This window comes from Streptomyces recifensis (genome assembly GCF_002154615.1).
In the GTDB taxonomy this organism is placed as follows: domain Bacteria; phylum Actinomycetota; class Actinomycetes; order Streptomycetales; family Streptomycetaceae; genus Streptomyces; species Streptomyces griseoluteus.
On the sequence record NZ_MUNH01000234.1, the window covers coordinates 1 to 17340 of the forward strand.

17 protein-coding genes are annotated in these 17340 nt (G+C 72.5%); 4 read left to right on the top strand and 13 right to left on the bottom strand.

What is annotated here, in order from left to right; translation table 11 throughout:
- Window positions 1-65 precede the first annotated feature (65 nt).
- The 3 genes from CCN33_RS14055 to CCN33_RS14065 all read left to right on the top strand — a co-directional run bounded on the left by CCN33_RS14055 (window position 66) and on the right by CCN33_RS14065 (window position 4197).
- Entirely contained in the window at window positions 66-1994 is a 1929-nt protein-coding gene (locus CCN33_RS14055; RefSeq protein WP_086693970.1) for an FAD/NAD(P)-binding protein, read from the top strand.
- A complete protein-coding gene (locus CCN33_RS14060) occupies window positions 1991-3382 on the top strand; it encodes a nitrosuccinate lyase (protein ID WP_086693971.1) in 1392 nt (463 codons plus the stop codon). The genes CCN33_RS14055 and CCN33_RS14060 overlap by 4 nt, the downstream gene beginning before the upstream one ends.
- Window positions 3383-3462: 80 nt before the next feature.
- Window positions 3463-4197: an isocitrate lyase/PEP mutase family protein gene (locus tag CCN33_RS14065; protein ID WP_208621754.1), complete on the top strand. Its 735-nt coding sequence runs from the start codon at window positions 3463-3465 to the stop codon at window positions 4195-4197.
- Between the two features lie 58 nt (window positions 4198-4255).
- On the opposite strand, the gene metK is transcribed toward CCN33_RS14065, so the two are convergent.
- The 5 genes from metK to CCN33_RS14090 all read right to left on the bottom strand — a co-directional run bounded on the left by metK (window position 4256) and on the right by CCN33_RS14090 (window position 9357).
- A complete protein-coding gene (gene metK / locus CCN33_RS14070; protein WP_086693972.1) occupies window positions 4256-5443 on the bottom strand; it encodes a methionine adenosyltransferase in 1188 nt (395 codons plus the stop codon).
- Between the two features lie 66 nt (window positions 5444-5509).
- Window positions 5510-6481, bottom strand: coding sequence for an aldo/keto reductase (locus CCN33_RS14075; RefSeq protein ID WP_086693973.1), 972 nt, complete (start codon window positions 6479-6481; stop codon window positions 5510-5512).
- Between the two features lie 35 nt (window positions 6482-6516).
- The gene (locus CCN33_RS14080) at window positions 6517-7371 is read right to left on the bottom strand and encodes an SDR family oxidoreductase (protein ID WP_086693974.1); all 855 of its coding nucleotides are present in this window, start codon (window positions 7369-7371) and stop codon (window positions 6517-6519) included.
- A 28-nt stretch (window positions 7372-7399) separates the two neighbouring features.
- Window positions 7400-8461, bottom strand: a complete 1062-nt coding sequence (locus CCN33_RS14085) for a ParB/RepB/Spo0J family partition protein (protein ID WP_244173799.1) — start codon at window positions 8459-8461, stop codon at window positions 7400-7402.
- A 530-nt stretch (window positions 8462-8991) separates the two neighbouring features.
- A complete protein-coding gene (locus CCN33_RS14090; RefSeq protein ID WP_086693976.1) occupies window positions 8992-9357 on the bottom strand; it encodes a YybH family protein in 366 nt (121 codons plus the stop codon).
- Window positions 9358-9459: 102 nt separating this feature from the next.
- Here CCN33_RS14090 and CCN33_RS14095 point away from each other — a divergent pair, with 102 nt between their 5' ends.
- Window positions 9460-10371 (top strand): LysR family transcriptional regulator, encoded by a 912-nt coding sequence (locus CCN33_RS14095; RefSeq protein ID WP_086693977.1) that lies wholly within the window; start codon window positions 9460-9462, stop codon window positions 10369-10371.
- A gap of 61 nt (window positions 10372-10432) precedes the next feature.
- Here the strand turns inward: CCN33_RS14095 and CCN33_RS14100 are convergent, their stop codons facing one another.
- The 8 genes from CCN33_RS14100 to CCN33_RS32020 form a co-directional block, all read right to left on the bottom strand.
- Window positions 10433-11998 (bottom strand): MFS transporter, encoded by a 1566-nt coding sequence (locus CCN33_RS14100; RefSeq protein WP_086693978.1) that lies wholly within the window; start codon window positions 11996-11998, stop codon window positions 10433-10435.
- A gap of 41 nt (window positions 11999-12039) precedes the next feature.
- Entirely contained in the window at window positions 12040-13461 is a 1422-nt protein-coding gene (locus CCN33_RS14105; protein WP_086693979.1) for an FAD-binding oxidoreductase, read from the bottom strand.
- A 131-nt stretch (window positions 13462-13592) separates the two neighbouring features.
- A complete protein-coding gene (locus CCN33_RS14110) occupies window positions 13593-14192 on the bottom strand; it encodes a 4'-phosphopantetheinyl transferase superfamily protein (RefSeq protein ID WP_167387850.1) in 600 nt (199 codons plus the stop codon).
- Complete coding sequence (locus tag CCN33_RS14115) at window positions 14185-15036, bottom strand: alpha/beta fold hydrolase (RefSeq protein WP_086693981.1); 852 nt, start codon at window positions 15034-15036, stop codon at window positions 14185-14187. Before CCN33_RS14115 ends, CCN33_RS14110 begins: the two co-directional genes overlap by 8 nt.
- Window positions 15037-15067: 31 nt before the next feature.
- On the bottom strand, window positions 15068-15907 hold the full coding sequence (locus CCN33_RS14120) for a class-II aminoacyl-tRNA synthetase family protein (protein WP_086693982.1): 840 nt from the start codon (window positions 15905-15907) through the stop codon (window positions 15068-15070).
- Complete coding sequence (locus tag CCN33_RS14125) at window positions 15907-16155, bottom strand: hypothetical protein (protein WP_051887550.1); 249 nt, start codon at window positions 16153-16155, stop codon at window positions 15907-15909. The genes CCN33_RS14120 and CCN33_RS14125 overlap by 1 nt, the downstream gene beginning before the upstream one ends.
- Window positions 16152-17030, bottom strand: coding sequence for a diiron oxygenase (locus tag CCN33_RS14130; protein ID WP_086693983.1), 879 nt, complete (start codon window positions 17028-17030; stop codon window positions 16152-16154). The genes CCN33_RS14125 and CCN33_RS14130 overlap by 4 nt, the downstream gene beginning before the upstream one ends.
- A 49-nt stretch (window positions 17031-17079) precedes the next feature.
- Window positions 17080-17340, bottom strand: a 261-nt coding sequence (locus CCN33_RS32020) for a hypothetical protein (protein WP_244173800.1), incomplete at its 5' end; no start/stop codon positions are given.

Genomic DNA, 17340 nt, shown 5'->3' on the forward strand with positions numbered 1-17340 from the left:
GGAGTGGGCGTGCCCGGTCCCCGGACCGGGCACGCCCACTCCACAGCCCAGCGGAGAGTGACCCCTTGATCAGCACACCCTCGGAGATCTGCGTCGTCGGGGCGGGACCCCGCGGCGTGTCCGTCCTGGAGCGGCTGCTCGCCCAGGAACGCAAGTCGCCCTCGCGCGAGCGGCTCACCGTCCACCTCGTCGACCCCTCGCCCCCGGGACCGGGCCGGGTCTGGCGCACGACGCAGTCCCCGCACCTGCTGATGAACACCGTGGCCTCCCAGGTCACCCTGTTCACCGACCACAGCGTCGACATCGCCGGCCCGGTCGAGGACGGCCCCAGCCTGTACGAGTGGGCGCGCCGCCTCGCCGCGACCGGTACCGCCGACGAGTCGATCGCCGCCGAGGCCCGCGCCCTCGGCCCCGACTCCTACCCGACCCGCGCCTTCTACGGCCACTACCTGCGCTGGGTCTTCCGGCGTCTCCTCGCCACCGCCCCCGCCCACATCACCGTCCGGGTGCACGCCTCGCGCGCCGTCGCCCTGGATGACACCGGGCCGGTGCCGGGGGGACCGCAGAGCGTGCTCCTGGCCGACGGCACCAGGCTGACCGGGCTAGACGCCGTCGTCCTCGCCCTCGGCCACCTCCCGAACCAGCCCGGCGACGAGACCCGTCGGTTCGCGGACTTCGCCGCCACGCACGGGCTGACCTATCTGCCACCCGCCAACCCCGCCGACCACGACCTCTCCGGCATCGGCGCCGGGCAGCCGGTGCTGCTGCGCGGGCTCGGCCTCAACTTCTTCGACTACCTCGCCCTGTTCACGCTCGGCCGGGGTGGCTCCTTCGCGCGGGCCGGCGACCGGCTGGTGTACCGGGCCTCCGGCGAGGAACCCCGCATGTTCGCGGGCTCCCGGCGCGGGGTGCCGTACCACGCGCGCGGCGAGAACCAGAAGGGCGCGCACGGGCGCCACGAGCCACGGCTGCTGGACCAGGACAGGGTCGCCGCACTGCGTGAACGTGCCCGGCGCGGCGAGCGGTTGAGCTTCCGGGCCGACCTGTGGCCGCTGATCGCCCGCGAGGTCCAGGGCGTCTACTACGCGGCCCTGCTCACCGCGCGTGGGCAGGACGCCACCGCCTTCGCGGACGCCTACCCGCACGTCCCGGAGAGCGAGGAGGACGCGTTCCTCGACGCGGCCGGCATCGGCCCGGCCAGCCGCTGGGACTGGGCGCGGATCGCCCGGCCCTACGGGGAGCGGGAGTTCACGTCCGTGGCCGACTACCGCGCCTGGCTGCTCGGGCATCTGCGCCAGGACGTCGCCGACGCGCGCGCGGGGAACGTCACCGGCCCCCTGAAGGCCGCCCTGGACGTGCTGCGCGACCTGCGCAACGAGATCCGTCTCGTGGTGGACCACGACGGCATCGACGGCGCCTCCTACCGCGACCAGCTGCACGCCTGGTACACCCCGCTCAACGCCTTCCTCTCCATCGGCCCGCCCGCCTCCCGCATCGAGGAACTCACCGCGCTCATCGAGGCCGGGATCGTGGAGATCCTGCCGCCCGGCCTGCTCGTGGACACCGCGGCCGACGACCCCGCCTTCCTCGCCCGCACCCTCGGCGGAGCGGACGTCGCCCCGCCCTTCGCCGCGCTCATCGAGGCCCGGCTGCCCGAGCCCGACCTGCTGCGCACCGCCGACCCGCTGCTGCGCCACCTGCTGCGCACCGGCCAGTGCCGCCCGCACCGGATACCCACCGCGCACGGCGGGGTGTACGAGACCGGCGGGCTCGACGTGTCGACGCGCCCCTACCGGCTCGTGGACGCCGCCGGACGCGCCCACCCCCGGCGCTTCGCCTACGGCGTCCCCACCGAGGCCGTGCACTGGGTCACCGCGGCGGGCATCCGGCCCGGCGTGGGCTCCGTGACCCTGGAGGATTCCGACGCCATCGCGCACGCCGTACTGTCCCTGCCCGCCCCGGTGTCCGCCGGACCGGCGGAGGTGACGGCATGAGCGCCGGACTCGACGTCGGCCTGCTGTCCCCGGTACGGGCCGGGGTGCCGGCGGAGGAGGCGACCGGGGACCTGGCGTGGCTCCAGGCCATGCTGGACGCCGAGGCCGCGCTGGCCCGGGCGCAGGCCCGGCTCGGCGCCGTACCCGCCTTTGCCGCCGCCGTCATCACCGAGGCCGCCGACGCACGCCGGCTGGACGCCCGCGCGCTCGCCCTCGCGGCCCGGGAGACCGCCAACCCGGTGGTCGGGCTGGTGCGCGCCTTCACCGCCGTGGTCGCCGCCGTCGACCCGGCCGCCGCCGAGTACGTCCACCGGGGCTCCACCAGTCAGGACATCCTCGACACCGGCACCATGCTGGTGGCCGCCCGCGCGCTGCGCCTCACCGTCGCCGATCTGCGCGCCGCCGCCGGGGAACTGGCCCGCCTCGCCGGAGAGCACCGGGACACCGTCATGGCCGGGCGTACGCTCGCCCTGCACGCCGTGCCCACCACCTTCGGGCTCAAGGCGGCGGGCTGGCGGTCCCTGGTACTGGACTCCGCCGACCGGCTCGGCCGCGTCCTGGACCAGGGCCTGCCGGTCGCGCTCGGCGGCGCGGCGGGCACCCTCGCCGGATACCTGGAGTACGCCCGCCTCGACGGCGCCACCGGCGCCGGTGATCCCGGCGGCTACCTGGACGCCCTCACCGCCGCCTACGCCGACGAGACCGGCCTCGCCCGGCCCGTCCTGCCCTGGCACGCCCTGCGTACGCCGGTGGCCGACCTGGGTGCGGCCCTCGCCCACACGGCGGCCGCGCTGGGCAAGATCGCGGTCGATGTCCAGGTACTGGCCCGCACGGAGGTCGGTGAGGCGGCCGAGCCCGCCCCGGCCGGCCGGGGGGCCTCCTCCGCCATGCCCCACAAACGCAACCCGGTCCTCGCCACGCTGGTCCGCTCGGCCGCACTCCAGGTACCGGTGCTGGCTGCCGGGCTGACGCAGTGCCTCACCACCGAGGACGAGCGGTCCGCGGGGGCCTGGCACGCCGAGTGGACCCTCCTCCGCGAGTCCCTCCGCCTGACAGGAGGTGCCGCCCACACCGCCCTCGACCTCGCCCGCGGCCTCACCGTCCACCCCGACCGCATGCGCGCCAACCTGGCCCTGACCGGCGGCCAGATCGTCTCGGAGCGCCTCGCCGCGGTCCTGGCACCCCGCCTCGGCAAGGCGGAAGCGCGGCGCCTGCTGAGCCAGGCGTCGGGGCGCGCAGCGGAGGAGGGGGTGCCGCTGGGCGAAGTGCTCGCGAAGCTGCCCGAGTTGAAGGGTGTGCTGGACGGCGGGGAGTTGGCCGGACTGCTCGATCCGGCTCGGTACACGGGTGGGGCGGGGGCGCTGGTGGACCGGTCGCTGAAACGCTGACCGTGCCACGGGACGTACGCACCCCCCGTTGCCTACGCTGGCGGCTGCTCGTTCGTGGTGACCGTCTTCAGGAGGCGTCTGTGTCCAGTCGTACCCGGACCGAGGAGTTCCGTGAGCTGCACCGGCGGCCGGAACCCGGTGATCCGCTGGTGATCCCCAACGTCTGGGACGCGGTGAGTGCCCGGGTGTTCGCGGATGCCGGGCACCGGGTGCTGGCCACCTCCAGTGCCGCGGTGGCCGCTGTGCTCGGGTACGACGACGGGGGAGCCGCCCCGGCGGACGAGGTGTTCGAGGCGCTCGCGCGGATCATCCGCGCCGTCGACGTCCCGGTGACCGTCGACATCGAGGACGGCTACGGGCTCGCACCGGACCGAATCGTGGAGCGGCTGCTCGGCGTGGGGGCGGTCGGATGCAATCTGGAGGACACCGACCATGCCTCCGGCAAGCTCAAGGACGCCCGCGAACACGCCGACTGGCTGGCGGAGTTCGTGGCGGCCGCGGGAGGCCGGGTGGTGCTCAACGCCCGCGTGGACACGTTCCTGCACGGGGCGAGCGACGCGGAGGAGGCGATCAGCCGGGGCCGCCTGTACGCCGAGGCGGGGGCGGACGTCGTCTATCCGATCCTGGCCCCGGCCGAGCTGCTGCCCGAGCTGGCCAAGGGCGTCCCGGCCCCGCTGAACGCCCTGTACCTGCCGAACGGGCCGGCCCCCGCGGAGCTGGGCCGGCTGGGTGCCGCCCGTGTCACTTTCGGCGGCGGCCTGCACCAGCGTGCCGAGGCCGCCCTCACGGAGATCGCCCGCACGCTGCCCGCCTGACCGCAGGCACACAAAGGTGCGCCCCGTCCATGTCCCGGGCGGGGCGCACCTGTTGTGGCTACAGGCCGGCCACCGCGCGGAGCGCCTCCGCCCGGTCCGTCCGCTCCCAGGTGAAGTCGGGCAGCTCGCGGCCGAAATGGCCGTACGCCGCAGTCCGGGCGTAGATCGGCCGCAGCAGGTCGAGGTCGCGGATGATGGCCGCCGGGCGCAGGTCGAAGACCTCGTCGATGGCCTTGCCGATCGCGTCGACGCCGACCCGGTGGGTGCCGAAGGTCTCGATGAACAGCCCCACCGGCTCGGCCCGCCCGATGGCGTACGCGACCTGCACCTCGCAGCGCGCGGCGAGACCGGCGGCCACGACGTTCTTCGCCACCCAGCGCATGGCGTACGCGGCACTGCGGTCCACCTTGGACGGGTCCTTGCCCGAGAAGGCGCCGCCCCCGTGGCGTGCCATCCCGCCGTAGGTGTCGATGATGATCTTCCGGCCGGTCAGCCCCGCGTCGCCCATCGGGCCCCCGATGTGGAAGCGCCCGGTGGGATTCACCAGCAACCGGCAGCCCTCGGTGTCGAGTTCGATGCCCTCGCCGGCCAGCCGCGCCAGCTCCACGTCGACCACGTTCCGGCGCACCTCGGGCACCAGCAGGTCCTCCAGCGAGACGTCCGCCGCGTGCTGCGCCGAGACGACGACCGTGTCCAGCCGGACCGCCCGGTCCCCGTCGTACTCCACGGTGACCTGGGTCTTCCCGTCGGGCCTGAGGTACGGCATGTTCCCGGAGCGGCGCACGTCGGTGAGCCGCTGGGCCAGCCGGTGCGCCAGCCGGATCGGGAGCGGCATCAGCTCCGGGGTCTCGTCCGTCGCGTAGCCGAACATCAGGCCCTGGTCCCCGGCGCCCTGGGCGGCCAGCAGGTCCTCGCTGTCCGCGTCGACACCGCGCGCGATGTCGGGGGACTGGGCCCCGATGGAGACGGACACCCCGCAGGAGGCGCCGTCGAAGCCCTTCGCGGAGGCGTCGTAGCCGATGTCGAGCACGGCCTCGCGGACCAGGGCGGGCACGTCGGCCCAGGCGCGCGTGGTGACCTCGCCGGCCACGTGCACCTGGCCGGTGGTGATCAGGGTCTCCACGGCGACGCGCGAGCGCGGGTCACGCGCCAGCAGCGCGTCGAGGACCGTGTCGCTGATCCGGTCGGCCATCTTGTCGGGATGGCCCTCGGTGACGGACTCCGAAGTGAACAGACGGCGGGGCATGACACTCCTCGGGTTGCAGCGGCTGCTGACGGTGCGGGGTGGCCGGGTGGGTGCCCCGGCCGGGTGTCACCAGGCGTACGCCTCGGGCGCGGGCCGGTGACCGGGGAAGATCTCGTCGAGCCGGGCCAGCGCCTTCGGCTCCAGCTCGACGTCGAGTGCGGCCAGGGCGCTGTGCAACTGGGCCGGCGTGCGCGGGCCGACGACGGGCGCGGTGACGGCCGGGTTGGCGAGCAGCCAGGCCAGCGCGACATGCCCCGGCTCCTGGCCCAGCTCGGCGGCGAAGTCCTCGTACTCCTGGATCTGCGGGCGTCTCCTCGTCAGTGCGGCGGCGGCCCGCCCGGCCGTGCGCCGCACGCCCCGGCGTTCGTCGCGGAGCACCCCGGCGAGGAGGCCGCTGTGCAGCGGGGACCAGGGGAGCAGTCCGACGCCGTAGCGCCGGGCGGCCGGGATCACCTCCAGCTCGACGGTGCGCTCCAGGAGGTTGTAGTGGGACTGCTCGCTCACCGGGCCGGGCAGGTGCCGGGCGCGCGCGGTCTCCTGGGCCTCGGCCAGGTGCCAGCCCGCGAAGTTGCTGGAGCCGACGTAGAGGATCTTGCCCTGGGTCACCAGCACGTCCATGGCCTGCCAGATCTCGTCCCACGGGGTGGACCGGTCGACGTGGTGCATCTGGTACAGGTCGATGTGGTCGGTGCGCAGCCGCCGCAGGCTGGCCTCGACCGCCCGGCGGATGTGCAGCGCCGACAGCCCGCCCTCGTTGGGCCAGTCGCCCATGTCCGAGTACACCTTGGTGGCCAGCACCGTCCGCTCGCGGCGGCCCCCGCCCAGCGCGAGCCAGTTGCCGATCACCGTCTCGGTCAGGCCGGGGTGCTCGGGCCAGCCGTACAGGTCGGCGGTGTCCACGAAGTTGACGCCCGCTTCCAGAGCGGCGTCCAGGATGCGGTGGGCCTCGGCCTCCTCGGTGTGCACCCCGAAGTTCATGGTGCCGAGGCAGAGCCGGGAGACGCGCAGACCGCTGCGGCCTAGCTGGGTGTACTCCATGACGTCCTTTCGGGGCCGGTCCGGGATCGGCGGGATCAGCGGAAGTCGTCGGCGTGGTCCGCGGCCCAGCGGTCGAAGGTGCGCGCGGGCCGGCCGGTGAGGTCCTCCACGGCCGAGGTGATCGGCAGGGCGGTGGCCGGGTCGGCCTCGGTCTGGGACCACTCGTTCAGGAGGTCCGCGACGATCCCCGGCCGCAGGAAGCGCTCCGTCTCGGACCGCCAGACCTCCGGGTCGATCCTGGCCACCCGCAGCGGCCGCCCGCTCGCCTCCGCGATGGCGGCGACCTGCTCCGCCTGCGAGACGGGCGCGGGCCCGGTGACCGTGTACCAGCGCCCGTGGTGGCCGTCCGACCGCAGCGCGGCCACGGCCGCCGCCGCGAGGTCGGCCTCGTGCACCACCGGGCACACGGCGTCCGGATGGGGCAGCCGGACCACCCCGTCCGCCCGCGCGCCCGGTGCCCACCACAGCGCGTTGGTGGCGAAGGGCGCCGGCCGGAGGACCGTCCACCGCGCCGGTCCGTTCTCCGCGAGCGCCGCCTCGGCCGCCCGGTACCTCGGGTACACCCAGGAGGACCGGTCCCGGGCGGTGTGTCCCGCGGCCCAGGCCCCGGTGAACAGCACCACCTTCTCCACGCCCGCGCGCTTCGCCGTCGCCGCGAATGCCGGAATGGCGTCGAGAACCGGGAAGAGGAATACCGATGACACTCCGTCGAGCGCCGGATAAAGACTTTCCGGATCACTCAGGTCACCGCGTACGACACCTGTCCCGGACGGAACTTTCGCGCTTTCCGGATCACGGGTCAATACACGTACTTCTTCGCCCGCTGCCAGCAGTTCCCGTAATACATGGCGGCCCGTCTTGCCGGTGGCCCCGGTCACCAGAATTGTCATGCGGAGAGCATAGGGAGACTCGCTGGATTCAGGCGATGGTGTTCACCGCCCCCCGTCCGTCGACCGCCCGGGCCCGCTCCTCCAACTGCTGGGCCGCGTCCCGCCAGGAGGCCGCGCATTCCCGGGCCGCGGCCGCGACCTTGGCCGCGCAGTGCGGCGGAATCCGGTCCACCAGTTCCTCCCAGCGCCGGTTCGCCAGCGCGTGGGTGTCCAGCAGCCGCAGCAGGAACCGGCCGTGCTCGGTGAGCCGTATCGACGGGTCCCGCTTGAGCAGAAGTAAGGTCTCCGCCAGCGCGAAGGCCGTCACACCGCCCTGCTCCGGACCGCGCGACGCGGGCGCCGGGGCGGCCGGCCTGTGCACCGGGCCGCTGGACGGCCGCCCGCCGAGGGTCGGACTCGCGCCCTTCTGCACGCGCTCGCGCACGTCGCGGGCGGTCGCCAGGGACAGCCCGCTCTCCCGGGCGATCTCGCGCAGCGTGGCCTGCGGGTGGGTACGGGCGTATTCACCCGCCAGCCGGCGCCGCTCGGAGTTGTCCACCGGGCGCGAGCGGCCGTCCCGGCCGATCCGCGCGTTCAACTGAGGAATTGCGTCACCCGAACGACGCCGGATCGAGCCCACCGTCTTCGGCGACAGCCCGGTGGCGGACGCGATCATCCGGTCCGACCAGTCCGGGTGCGAGCGGATGATCCGCAGCGCGGCCGCGTTGCGGTCGGCGCGGGTCAGCGGCAGCCCGTGGTGGGCGTTGCGCTCCACCGCCAGCAGGAACGCGTCCTTGGCGGTGCCGTCGAAGTACTGCACGTCGATATGGGTCTGCCCGTTGAGCCGGGCGGCCCGCAGTCGGTGGACGCCGTCGATGACGCGGAGCGTGGCGCGGTGCACGATGATCGGCGGCAGCGGCGAGACGCACTGCGCCAGGTGCCGGACGTGTTCCTCGTTCTCCCCCGATATTCGGGGGGAGTCGTCGGTCGACAGTGACTCGATGGGCGCGCGTGTCACCGGCAGGCTGTCCGCCTGTGCGTTCCACATTTCCGCCGACTCACAGATCACCGGGGCGGCCAGGTGAATTCCTCTGGTTTCCGTCACAGCCATTCTCAATCTCCTGTTCATATGTCCGTACGGGGGCATAAAGATGCGAGATTGACGCGCGTGGCCACAGACCGGTCGACCGGTTCGGGACACCCGTGAGGATGCCGGGAGAAACCGGCGACGGTGTGTCGGGGCGGTCAGCGACCGTGCGCGAATACCCGGCCGTAACAACAGACCGGGGATACACGAGAGCCCGGCCTCCGGTGGTGCGCCGCGCTCAAGGGGCGGCGTGGACCGAGAGGGCCGGGCTGGAAGGGGCGGCTCCGGAAAAGGACCCGCCGCGCCGAAAAGCGGCGCCGAGTATCGCGTATCACTGTGAAGAGCCTCCCCCGTTTGGCTCTGGACCTGCTGCCGTGCACCATATCCGGTGCCGGTGAATCGTCAACGCGCGCTCAGCGAATCCGTCCGGGCGGAAACCGGTCTCCCGTGGGAGACAACAGGTTTTTCGGCCGGGCGTCCCGCGTCGCGCACCGGGCGCCAGCCGCGTGCTGGCCGGTGGCGCCCAGGCGAGGATGGCCAGAAACGACAGGCCGTCAGCTCGTCGGCGGGCGGAACTCGGGCTGGTCGATGATGCGCAGCCAGCTGCCGTCCGCCTGGCGCTTGACCACCTGCGCACGGGCGCCCGAACCGTCCTTGGGCGGCGTCGAGGTGAGCGCGATGTCACCGAACACCAGCGTGGGCAGGGGCTCCTCGGGCTCGAAGCGCGGTCCGTTGGACAGCACCTTCTCCCAGAGCTGGCGGATCGCCTCCCGGCCCACCGTGGTGCTGCCGGGCGGGTAGGCCATCACGGCCTCCTCGTCGTACAGCGCGGCGAGGCCGGCGGCGTCACCCGCGTTGGCGCGCTCCACGAAGAGACGGGTGAGGTCTTCCGGCTTCAGGGCCTTCTCGTTCTCGGACACAATCATCCTTTCCTGCGGTCCGGGTGCCAACGTGGCAATTTTCCGTCACTGGCCGAGAACAAGTCCAATCAATCATCCGGATCGGCGTGATAATTTGGAGTTATGGAGATCAGGCAGCTCAGGTACTTCATCGCCGTGGCGCAGGAAGCGAATTTCACCAGGGCCGCGGAGCTGGTGCATATCAGCCAGCCCGGGATCAGCGCCCAGATCCGCCAGCTGGAGAACGACCTCGGGGCCACCCTGCTCGACCGCTCCGGCCGCAGTGTGCAGCTCACGGCCGTCGGCGAGGTGGTGCTGGCGCACGCCAAGTCCGTGCTCTCCTCGATGGACTCGCTGCGGCAGGCCGTGGACGAGATGAACGGCCTGGTCCGGGGCAAGCTGGTCGTCGGCATGGTCACCGCCTGCACGGTCCAGCCGCTGTTCGACGCGCTGTCCGGCTTCCATCTCGCCCACCCCGGCGTCGAGATCAGCCTGCTGGAGGACGATTCCGCCAAGCTGGTCGAGTACGTCCGCGAGGGCACCGTCGACCTGGCGCTGATCGGCGCCGCCCACCGCGCGCCGGACGACCTGGACGGCTGGCAGGTGATCAGCGAGCCGATCGTCGCCGCCGTGCCGCACGAGCATCCGCTGGCCGAGAAGGACGGGGTCACCCTCGCCGAGCTGAGCGCCTTCCCGCTCGTCTGTCTGCCCGAGGGGACCGGAATCCGGGCCACGCTGGACGAGGCTTCCGCCGCCCTGGGCCTCACGCCCACCATCGCGCTTCAGGCGAGCGCGCCCGGCGCGGTGATGCAGCTGGCCGAGCGGGGCCTCGGCGTCGCGGTGCTCTCCGAGTCGATGACCGGCCATCAGAAGGGGCTCAAGACCGTCGCCATCACCGACGCCGACGTGCCCGCGGTACTCGCCCTGATCTCCGCACCCACCAAGAGCCCCGCCCTGCGCGAACTCCTGCTGCACTGCCGGCAGTCCTTCGGTGAGCCGGCTGCGACGCAGGTCGCCTCGATGAGCGGCGCGTGACCTGACGAGACGAAAAGCGGGCCCGTCGGCGACCGACGGGCCCGCTTCTCGTGTACCGGACTCAGCTCTCCGCCGCCACCGGCGACTGACCGGGAGCGTCGTTCGTCGCGGGCTTCGGCTGCTGGGCCGCCTGGAAGTCGGCGGGCCGGATCAGCACCAGGGCCAGCACACCGCCGAGCAGGGCCAGGCCCGCCGACACGGCGAGCAGGGTGTTCAGGCCGTCCACGAACCCGGTCGTGGCGATCTGCTGCACCTTCTCCCCGTACTGCTCCGGCACCAGCCGCACCGCCTCACCGGTCTCGCCGCCCCGCGTCAGCGCGGCCAACTGGTCGCTGCGGCCCGCCAGTTCCGGCACCCCGCGCAGGCCGTCGCGGAAGCGGTCGCTGATGACACCGGCGAAGGTCGAGCCGAGCACCGCGACACCCGCGCTCACACCGAGCTGACGGAAGGTGCCGTTCACACCCGACGCCATGCCGGAGCGGGAGAAGTCCACGACGCCCACGGCCGTGGAGGCCAGCGGCGGGTTGACCAGACCGGCGCCCACACCGCCCAGCACCAGACCGGGGATGAAGTGCTCCCAGCCGCTGGACTCGGTGATCCCGCTCATCAGCAGCAGCGCGGCACCGACCAGCAGCAGCCCCACACCGATCATGTAGCGGGGCTGCACCTTGGCGCTGAGCCGCCCGGCGATCAGGGAGGCGACCAGCATCGACAGCGAGGCGGTGAGCAGGCGCAGGCCCGTCTCCAGCGAGGAGTAGTTCAGCGCCTCCTGGAAGTAGATCGCCAGGAACAGGAACATCGCGAACAGCGAGCCGTTCATGGCGAACGCGGCGATGGAACCGCCGACGAAGGTGGGGATGCGGAACAGCCTCAGGTCGAACATCGGCTGCTCGGACTTCGCCTCCACCAGCAGGAAGGCGAGCAGCAGCGCCGCGCCCACCACCAGGCCGGTCACCGCGCGGCCGTCGCTCCACTCGGTCTCACCGGCGCGGATCAGACCGTAGACCAGGGTGGCGAGGCCGCCGGTGAGCAGGACGAAGCCGGGCCAGTCCAGCTTGCGGGCGAACGGCGACTTCGACTCGTCCACGCGCAGCGCGATGATCAGGGCCACGATGACGCCGATCGGCACGTTGACCAGGAAGATGCCCCGCCAGCTGATGCCGCTGGAGATCAGGCCGCCGGCCACCGGGCCGATGGCGGAGGCGAGGCCGGTGACCATGCCCCACACACCGAACGCCATGCCGCGTTCCTTGCCCTGGAAGCTGCCCGCGAGCAGCGCCAGACCGGTGGCGAACATGACCGAGCCGCCCACGCCCTGGAGCACCCGGGACATGATCAGCATCAGCGGCGACTGGGCCACACCGCACAGCAGCGAGGCGACCGTGAACAGGGCCACGCCGATCGCGTAGAGGCGCTTGCGTCCGAACCGGTCGGCCAGCGTGCCGCTCGTCAGCAGGAAGGAGGCCAGCGCCAGCGCGTAACCGTCGATCACCCACTGGAGGTCGGCGAAGCTGGCGTTCAGGTCGCGCTGCACATCGGGCATGACGACGTACACGATGGTGGTGTCCAGCAGGAGCATGAACGTCCCGCCGCACACCCCCAACAGGGTCCACCATTTCTTTTCCATCATCTTTCCTTCTGCTGTTCTGAGCGGTCGGCCGCGGCCCGTCAGCTAAGGGCCGGGGAGGGGTTCGGCGGGATGTTGTGGTTCAGCCGGAAGAGGTTCCCGGGGTCGTGGGCGGCCTTGATCCGGCCGAGGCGCGCGTAGTCGCCGGGTTCGTAGGCCCGGCGCACCTGGTCCGGGGTGGCGGCGGCGCCGTAGAGGAAGTTCAGGTTGCGGCCCGTGGTGCGCGGGGACAGGGCGTCGGTGAGCCGGGTGTGCGCGGCGCGGACGGTGTCGGCGGTGTCGTCGGTGACCCGGTCGAGCACCGCGAGCAGATAGTGGGCCGAGCGGTGACCGACGGAGTTCGGCACCCGCGGCGGCCGGGCCAGCGCGCCGCCCAGATGGCGCACCTCGACGATGCTGGTGATCGGTGCGTCCGGCCCGGAGAGGTCCAGTACGGTACGCACCGCGCCCTCGTCCAGCCCGGAGAGCATCGCGTTGGTCCCGACGTACGCGGCCGGCGCCACCGGGTCGTTGTGGATGGAACCCGACTCGGTGTACGGCAGCTCGCGCACCGAGTCCGCCAGCCGTGGCCCGAGCGCCCGCAGCGGAGCGACCAGCCGCTCCCCGCGGGCCGCGTCGCCGAGGTAGGCGATCCGGACGTGCACCACGTACCGCCCGCGCAGCGGCGGGGGCAGGGTCGGGGCGTCGGGCAGCGGGACCAGGGCCAGGGAGGAGGTCATCTCCTCGGGGACCGTCTCCGTCCAGCGCAGGTACGCGTTGAGGACGCGCTCTGCCGAGGCGCCGTCGAAGAACAGGCCGCCGCCGTAGAGCCCGGCCACCGGGACCAGTTCCACTTCGAGGCCGGTGACCAGGCCGAAGTTGTCGCGGCCGCCGCGCAGCGCCCAGAACAGGTCGGGGTCGCTGTCGGCGGTGACCTCGCGGGGCCGGCCGTCGGCGGTGACGCACTCCACGCGCCGGACGTGGTCGGCGGCGTACCCGAACTTGCGGGCCAGCAGGCCGATTCCGCCGCCCAGGGTGTAGCCGACCGCGCCCACGTCCGGGGCGCTGCCGCTGAGCGGGGCCAGACCGTGCGGCGCGGCCGCCTCCACGACCTGCTTCCACCGCACGCCGGCGCCCAGGAAGGCCGTACGGGCGGCCGGGTCGACGCGCACCTCGGTCATCCGGCGGGTGCTGACGAGGACCCCGGTGTCCGCGGGCAGCGCGGGCGCGTGCCCGGTGGCCTGAACGCCCACCGGCAGGTCGCGCGCGGCGGCGAACTCCACCGCGAGCTGGACGTCCTTGGGCTCGGCCGCGCCGACGACGAGCGCCGGCCGGTGCGGCCGGTGGGTCTGATAGCGGGCGCGTTCCTCGTCGTAGCCGTCCTGGCCCTCGGCGAACAGCGGACCCCCGACGCGCTCGGCCAGTTGCCGGGCGGCCGTACTCAGGTCCTCGCGCGCGGTGGGCGGTTCGGGGCGAGCGGGCACGGTCCGTTCCTTTCGTCGAGGGACGACAGTGCCGCTGACGGGGGTCGCTGCGGCACTGCCGTCCCAGTCATGGTCCCGACGATGCGATCAGAAGTCCAAGACCTAGTTTTTCTGGGATGCCGAACTTTTGGTTATGGATCAGCGGTGACCGCCACGGCCAGCGCGAACGCCGGTGCCGCCAGCTCCCCGACCAGCGCGTACCGGTCACCGGCCCGCGCCCACAGGCGTCCGTCACGGAGGCCGAGCCGCACCCGCCAGAACAGCCCGCCATGCGCGTCCGCACAGTCCGAGAGCGCCTTGAAGGCGGCCTCCTTCGCGGCGAACAGCCTTCGCAGGCCCGGCGGATCGCCCCGGGGCCACAGCTCGGCCCGCTCCCGCTCGTCCAGCAGGAACCGGTGCAGCTTCAGGTCCGGGCAGCGCGGCTCCAGGTCCACGCCCACCCCGCGCGCGCCGGGCGCGACGGCGGCCACCGCCAGCGCGGTGCTGTGGGTCACCGAGGCCGGGAACCCCGCCGGACACACCGGCGCCCCGCTGTACGCGCGGCCCACCGACGTCACCGGGCTGCCCGCGCGCCGCAGCGCCGCGCCCACCGCGTCCCGGCCGGCCCGGTGCTGTGCCGCGCCGGTGCCCGGCGGGGCGACCGCGGCGCTCGCCAGCACCACCCGCAGGACACGGCCGGGGCTCCCGAGCAGCCATGCGCTCGGGAGCCCCGGAAGCGGTGTCTCAGTCACCCGTCCCGGCGACCCGCTCGATGAACGACTCCACCTCCCGCTGGAACCACTCGGGCTCCTCCAGGAAGGCCAGATGCCCGCCGTCCGGCACGGTGACGGTGACGGCGTCCGGGAACAGCCCCACCATCTCCCGCACCGCGTCCGTGCTCAGCGAGAAGTCGTCCCCGCCGACGAACAGCAGGGTCGGGGCCGCCACCTTCGTCATGATCTGCGGGTCCAGCGGCGCCTTCACCGACACCGCGAGCCCGGCGCGCAGGGACTCCACGGTGTGGATGCCGAGGAAGTTCTGCTTGCGGCCCATGAACCCGATGGGCCCCGCCTCCTCCACCGCCCGGTCACCGGAGACGAGCGGGTACAACTGCTCGTACAGCACGCCCAGTCCGGACGTCTCCAGCGTCTTCAGCCAGGACTTGGTGATCCGGCGCAGCCGCTGCGGGCCGTGCGGGCTCATCGCCGGCCCCGCCAGGATCAGGCCCTGCACCCGGTCCGGGTGGGCCACGGCGAAGTCCCGGCAGATCAGCGTCGAGAACGACGTGCCCACCAGGATCGCCTTCTCCAGACCCAGCCCGTCGAACAGGGCCAACAGGTCGCTGATGTGGTCCTCCCACACCGGCTCCCCGGTGTGCGGGCTGGAGTCGCCCTGGCCACGCAGGTCGTAGGAGGTGAGCCGGGCCGTGGTGGCCAGCTTCGCGGTGTAGGACCGCCAGGACTTGCGGTCCATGAAGAAGTTGTTGACGAGGACGATGTCGGGGCCGGACCCGCGTCGCTCGTACGCTATCCGGATGTCGTCGCTCACCTGGATCTCGCCGGTCTCCAGGGCGTCGTCGACGGTCGTGTCGGTCATCGGCTCACTTTCGGCGGAGGGCGGGCGGGGCTCAGACGGCTTCGAGGACCGCCTCGGCGGCGGACCGGGCGTCACCGAACCGGGTGGTCAGCGCGTGCACCCACCGCTCCAGCCCGAAGGCCAGGCAACTGGTGGAGGCGGGCGCTCCGTCGGGCAGGGAGATCGCGCAGCGCTCCCCGAAGAAGTTGCGGTGGTAGTTCACCGACCCGATGGCCAGGCCGTCCACCACGAACTCCTCCTTCACCGGGAAGAGGCGCTGCATCGTGGCCCGTGATCCGGTGCGGTCGAAGAACGGGTCGGTGGCGACCTCGGTGCTCATCTTCAGGCCCAGCCGATCGGCGAGGCCCAGCACCTGCTCCTTGGCCCGCTTCAGGTGCTCGGTGGCGCCCTCGGGCGAGCCGACGAACACGATCTCGCGCATGCTGAAGCCGAGCAGCCTGCGCAGGCCCTCGTAGCGCGTCTCGTTGCGGAAACAGGTGGCGACGGTGGTGAAGCGGTTCTCCGCCGCCGGAAGGGCCTGGTTCTTCAGGTCGAAGTAGACCGAGTAACACGCGGCCGACGGCAGGGCCAGCGCAGCGTCGCCCAGCACGGAGGCCGGCAGCTCCGTCAGCGGGCCCGCGGCACCGGCGCGCAGCTCCCCGAGCCGGGCCGGGTCGGCCGCGACGGCCGCCAGACCCAGGTGCGGGAAGTTCTCGTAGTAGTCGATGGACTCCAGGTCCGCCGGCCGCAGCAGGAACGGGTAGCGCCGTTCCTCGGCCTCCCACTCGTGCGCCCAGGACAGCACCAGCGAGTCGAAGGCGCGCAGCAGCCGCAGCTCGTCCGGCCCGAGGACGCCGAGGCCGTTGTCCGTCGTCCCCGTGGCGGTGCCCATCAGTGCGCCGCCGCGCCGTGCAGGAAGCGCTTGTCGATGGCGCGCAGGGTGCGGAAGTCCTCGACGTCGATCTCCTCGGGGTCGATGGTCTCCCCGCTCAGCTCCTCCAGCAGGTAGAGGAACTCGACGAACGCCAGCGAGTCCACCGCGCGGCGGTCGATCAGGTCGTCGTCCAGGTTCAGCTCGCCCACCTCGGGGTTGCGCTGGTGGATGAAGGTGAGGATCTTGGTCAGCTTGTCGTCGCTCATGCCGATGCTCCTTGGACCTGAAGGCCGTTGCGGGCGAGGAACTTGCGGGTGCGGTTGAGGATCGCGTTGTGCGCCTCGTGCCGGGCCGGGTGCTCCAGCAGGCGGCGGCGCAGTTCGAGGGGCTGGTCGAGCCCGGCGTCGCGGTAGACGGCCGGGTTGTACAGGCTGCGGACGCTGTACTCCAGGTACGTCTCCAGGTAGTTGGCCAGCACCGGGATGTCCTCCGGGCGGCTCTCCTTGACCTGGTCCAGCAGCTGGGTGAACAGGTGCCGCCCGAAGGCGACATGGCGGCTCTCGTCCTGGTGGTGGACCCGGTTGATCTCCTGCGCGATGGGCGGCAGCGAATCGTCCGTCGCCATCCGGGCGTTGAAGTAGTCGACCAGCTCCTCGAAGATCAGGATGCGGGCGAAGATGACCAGTTCGGTCGCCGCGTCGCCCACGCCCTCGATCCGGCCCGGACCGACCTGCGGCACCGCCGGGTACACCTTCCCGCCGTACTTCAGGCAGAAGGTCCCGAAGAACCACATGTGCTCGTTCTCCTCACCGATGAAGTGGTGGAGGAACTCCGAGGCGTCGGCGTAGGTCTTGGTGTGGATGCGGAGCACGACCTCGCTGAGCAGCTCGCGGATGCCGTGCACGTTGAGGCTGAAGAAGTTCACCGCCTCGAACCGGGTCAGGGCGAGCTGCTGCTCCCGCGTCAGCTTCCCCCACTCCTCGGTACCGGCGAGCGTGACCAGGTCCTCGCTCATCCACGGCCGGTCGGTGCCGAGGGACTCGGGCCAGTCGAAGATCGTGTACGGGTTGTAGTAGTCGGACTCCGCCATCGCTTCCAGCCGGGCCAGGTCCAGCTTCACGGGTTTGACGGTCGTCGGCATCGGCAGACCTTCTTTCGGGGAACGTTGCTCTGCGGCGGACGTGCGCGGGTCAGGCGCGCTCGGCCAGGACGGACCAGACCGGTAGCTGGGTGCGTCCCGCCTCGTCGATCTCCACCTGGACGCCGGTCTTCTCCAGGAAGGTGCGGGTGGCCTCGGCCACGCCCCAGTAGACGGTCCGGGTCAGCTCCGTCACCGTCCAGCCGGCCCCGGTCAGCACCTCGCGCACCGTCTCCTCGGAGACGGACAGCGGCTCGGGCATCCCGCCGGGGACCGCCGCGAAGCACAGCATGTCCAGCCAGGCACCGGGCCG

What these genes read in the sequence shown, in the direction of transcription:
- CCN33_RS14060 (WP_086693971.1), top strand. Translation starts at nt 1,991, where the DNA reads ATGAGCGCCGGACTCGACGTCGGCCTGCTGTCCCCGGTACGGGCCGGG.
- metK (WP_086693972.1), bottom strand. Translation starts at nt 5,443, where the DNA reads ATGCCCCGCCGTCTGTTCACTTCGGAGTCCGTCACCGAGGGCCATCCC.
- CCN33_RS14075 (WP_086693973.1), bottom strand. Translation starts at nt 6,481, where the DNA reads ATGGAGTACACCCAGCTAGGCCGCAGCGGTCTGCGCGTCTCCCGGCTC.
- CCN33_RS14080 (WP_086693974.1), bottom strand. Translation starts at nt 7,371, where the DNA reads ATGACAATTCTGGTGACCGGGGCCACCGGCAAGACGGGCCGCCATGTA.
- CCN33_RS14085 (WP_244173799.1), bottom strand. Translation starts at nt 8,461, where the DNA reads ATGGCTGTGACGGAAACCAGAGGAATTCACCTGGCCGCCCCGGTGATC.
- CCN33_RS14095 (WP_086693977.1), top strand. Translation starts at nt 9,460, where the DNA reads ATGGAGATCAGGCAGCTCAGGTACTTCATCGCCGTGGCGCAGGAAGCG.
- CCN33_RS14100 (WP_086693978.1), bottom strand. Translation starts at nt 11,998, where the DNA reads ATGGAAAAGAAATGGTGGACCCTGTTGGGGGTGTGCGGCGGGACGTTC.
- CCN33_RS14115 (WP_086693981.1), bottom strand. Translation starts at nt 15,036, where the DNA reads ATGACCGACACGACCGTCGACGACGCCCTGGAGACCGGCGAGATCCAG.
- CCN33_RS14120 (WP_086693982.1), bottom strand. Translation starts at nt 15,907, where the DNA reads ATGGGCACCGCCACGGGGACGACGGACAACGGCCTCGGCGTCCTCGGG.
- CCN33_RS14125 (WP_051887550.1), bottom strand. Translation starts at nt 16,155, where the DNA reads ATGAGCGACGACAAGCTGACCAAGATCCTCACCTTCATCCACCAGCGC.
- CCN33_RS14130 (WP_086693983.1), bottom strand. Translation starts at nt 17,030, where the DNA reads ATGCCGACGACCGTCAAACCCGTGAAGCTGGACCTGGCCCGGCTGGAA.